2 protein-coding genes are annotated in these 3,643 nt (G+C 61.0%); both read right to left on the bottom strand.

Features of this window, described 5'->3' with window-relative positions:
• The coding region (locus tag AC1Q6C_RS10995) for an Ig-like domain repeat protein (RefSeq protein WP_492666617.1) at nucleotides 1-1,834 on the bottom strand (1,834 nt) is incomplete at its 3' end.
• A gap of 252 nt (nucleotides 1,835-2,086) precedes the next feature.
• Nucleotides 2,087-3,643: Ig-like domain-containing protein (locus AC1Q6C_RS10990; protein ID WP_492666616.1), on the bottom strand; the 1,557-nt coding region annotated here is incomplete at its 5' end.

Below are 3,643 nucleotides of genomic sequence, written 5' to 3'. Positions count from 1 at the left end.
ACAGCGTCGCAACACCGCCAGCCACCGTGACCGGAGTGCCGATTGCAGTGCCGTTCGACTTGAACTGCACCGAACCCACAGCATTCGAGGGAGCCACCGTCGCCGTCAGATCAACCGCAGTACCCGTGACGGCAGTCGCCGGAACCGAGAGTGAGGTCGTGGTCTGGACATCCACCGGAGCCGGATCCGACACCGTCACCGTCTGAGCCGACGCCGACGAGCTGACAAACCCTGCACCGGCAGTGAAGTCAGCCGTAACACTTTGCGCACCAGCAGCATCGAATGCATGCGACAGCGTCGCAACACCGCCAGCCACCGTGACCGGAGTGCCGATTGCAGTGCCGTTCGACTTGAACTGCACCGAACCCACCGCATTGTTCGGAGCCACGGTAGCGGTCAAATCAACCGCAGTACCCGTGACCGCCGTAGCCGGAACTTGAAGCGTTGTAGTCGTACTCAGCGCTGAGCTCGAGATCTCGATGGTCTGAGCTTGCGCGGTCGAACCACCAAAACCTGCAGTACCTGAGTAGACCGCAGTGATCGAGTGTGATCCCGTCGTGGTGAACGTGTGATCCAGGGTCGCCGCTCCGCCAGTCACCGCGATGGGTCCGCCGATGTCGATGCCACCGTCCTTGAACTGGACCGTTCCGCCGTTAGCTGCCGGTGAGATGTTTGCGGTCAGCGCGACCGAGGTCTGCTCGACGGCACTACTCGGGACTGTCAACGACGCAGTCGTCTGTACATCGGCAGCGGCCACGCTCACTGTGCGTGCCGGTGACGTGGATGTCAGAAACTCGAGAACACCGTCGTATACAGCGGTGATGGAGTGATCTCCCGCTGCGGTGAATGTATGTGGCAGTGTGGCAACGCCATTGACGACGGCCACCGGGGCGCCGATGTCAGTTCCGCCATCCTTGAACTGAACGGTGCCGCCTGTCGGTGCCGGGGAGACCTGCGCAACCAAATCGGTCGACTGACCGACCGTTGCAGCCGCGCCGGATGTCACTGCAGTCGCGGTCCCCGCCTGCGAGACGACGTTGACGGTGGCCAATGCCTGACCACCCGCATTCAACCCACCACCACTCGAATCGCGCGGAGAGCAGTTGTAGCGCTCCCAGTACCCCGGCCAAAGGGTCTCGTACTGCAAGAACGTGAACGCATTCTTCGGCGAATTGAACGCACCCGAATCACCATCTGTGGCACGCAACTTCGGCTGCACCGTACTACCCGCGGCACCGGCAACCACCGTCACGTCGATCGCGGGCAACCGGAAGGTCTTCCCTGCCCCTACCTCGATTCCACCGTCACTGTTCTTGCTCGTGCTCGGGCCGTTACCGCCCTTGTTGTTCGAGTCAGCAGTCTGATTGTTCCCCGAAATACGCAGATGCGTACCCGCGCCATCCGGCGAACCGCCGTCGTTGATCCGAATCACCGACGGAGTCACACCGGACAAATTCGACGAAGTACCTGCCACGACCTGAGCATCCACCAACGACACCCCTGCAGGTATATCGAAGTCGTACTTGAGCCGCGTCCATTTACCGACACTGCGGCCTGCATGCCCACCCGTCGGCACCGACATCACGTTCGGCTGAACCCGATAGGTGAACGTCGACCCCGCCACCACCTTCTCCGGTGCAGACACCGTCACACCCGTCGAATGAAACACATCCGCGATATCAACAGCCAGATGTTCATAACCATCGCAACCCAGCTTGAACCCGATCGAGTTCTCCACCGCGGGAGATGACGTCGGAGCTGCCGAAGCAACGCCACCTGCCACCAGCACGCCACCGACCAACGCCGCCACCACGACCGCGGAACTTCTTCTCACCAACACGAACTCTCCTCAGCTAGCAACAGACGTGGATCGGGAACCGCACGGAAGGAGGTCACTCGAACAGAGCGGAAATCGGAATGGAGCTGGACGCTCGTACAGTACCCGTCAAAAGTAGTACTTGTATCAGTTATTTCAGACAAATATTCACGAATTGCCAATAGTTCAGCTAACGACCAATCCGCGATTCCCGAAGAGCAATGCCCCCTTGCACCTATGGGCGCAAGGGGGCATCACATCATCGGAGAATCATGAACCGAACGGCAGCGACAGCGAACCGAGCGAACCGGAGCCACCACCCCCGTTACCGACGTTCACAACCGATGCAGTCGACGTGGAACCCGTGACGCCCTGGGCTCCGCTGTAGACCGCGGTGATCGAATGGTTGCCGGTCGTGGTGAAGGTGTGGCTCAGCACGGCCTGCCCACCGACAACATCAACGGCAGTTCCGATCGGAGTCGTTCCGTCGAAGAACTGGACGGTTCCCGACGTCGCGCCGGAAGAACTGACCACAGCCTTCAGCTGCACCGCCGTGCCGACCTTTGCCGAGGACGGAGCCGTCAACGACGTAGAGCTTTCGACATCCGACGGGGTCGGAACCGTGACATTGACGTCGACAGACTCCGCAGTGGACGACGTGAACACACCGGATCCACTGAATACAGCCGAGACTGCAAAGGTGCCTTCTGCTCCGAAGACGTGCGGGAGCTTGGCAACTCCGTCAACAACCGCGACCGGGGCGCCCAGATCGACTCCACCGATCTTGAACTGGACCGTTCCGCCGGAAGGCACCAGGGCGTCCGAGGGATCTTCGGACACTGTCGCGAAGAGATCAACAGGCAGTCCGACCTTGGCTTCACCCTGAACACTCAGCACCGTCTTTGTCGCCTTGTCGACCGGAGCCGGATCCGACACCGTCACCGTCTGAGCAGGCGCCGACGAACTCACGAAGCCAGCACCGGCGGTGAAGTCAGCCGTAACGCTTTGAGCGCCAGCAGCATCGAATGCGTGCGACAGAGTCGCAACACCGGACGTGACTGTCACCGGTGCACCGATTGCCGTGCCGTTCGACTTGAACTGCACCGTACCCACAGCATTGTTCGGAGCCACCGTTGCGGTCAGATCAACCGCGCTGCCCGTGATTGCCGTAGCCGGAACCGACAACGACGTCGTCGTCTCCACATCCACCGGAGCCGGATCAGAAACGGTCACCGTCTGAGCAGGCGCCGACGAACTCACAAACCCTGCACCAGCGGTGAAGTCAGCCGTAACACTTTGTGCACCAGCAGCATCGAACGAATGGCTCAATGTCGCAACACCCGCGGAGACTGCCACCGGAGTGCCGATCGCCGTGCCGTTCGACTTGAATTGCACCGTACCCACAGCAGTATTCGGAGCAACCGTCGCCGTCAGATCAACCGCCGTACCCGTGACGGCAGTCGCCGGAACCGAGAGTGACGTCGTCGTCTCGACATCCACCGGAGCCGGATCAGAAACGGTCACCGTCTGAGCCGACGCCGACGAACTCACAAAGCCAGCACCGGCAGTGAAGTCAGCCGTAACACTCTGCGCACCAGCAACATCGAACGAATGCGAGAGCGTCGCAACACCACCAGTCACCGTGACCGGAGTGCCGATTGCCGTGCCGTTCGACTTGAACTGCACCGTACCGACAGCAGTATTCGGAGCCACGGTAGCCGTCAGATCAACCGCAGTACCCGTGATTGCCGTAGCCGGAACCGAGAGCGACGTCGTGGTCTCGACATCCACCGGAGCCGGATCAGAAACGGTCACCGTCTGAGCAGG

This window comes from Rhodococcus sp. MT28 (assembly GCF_058792695.1).
The sequence above is the reverse complement of the archived record's forward strand: the minus strand, read 5'-3'. Positions and strand labels throughout refer to the sequence as shown.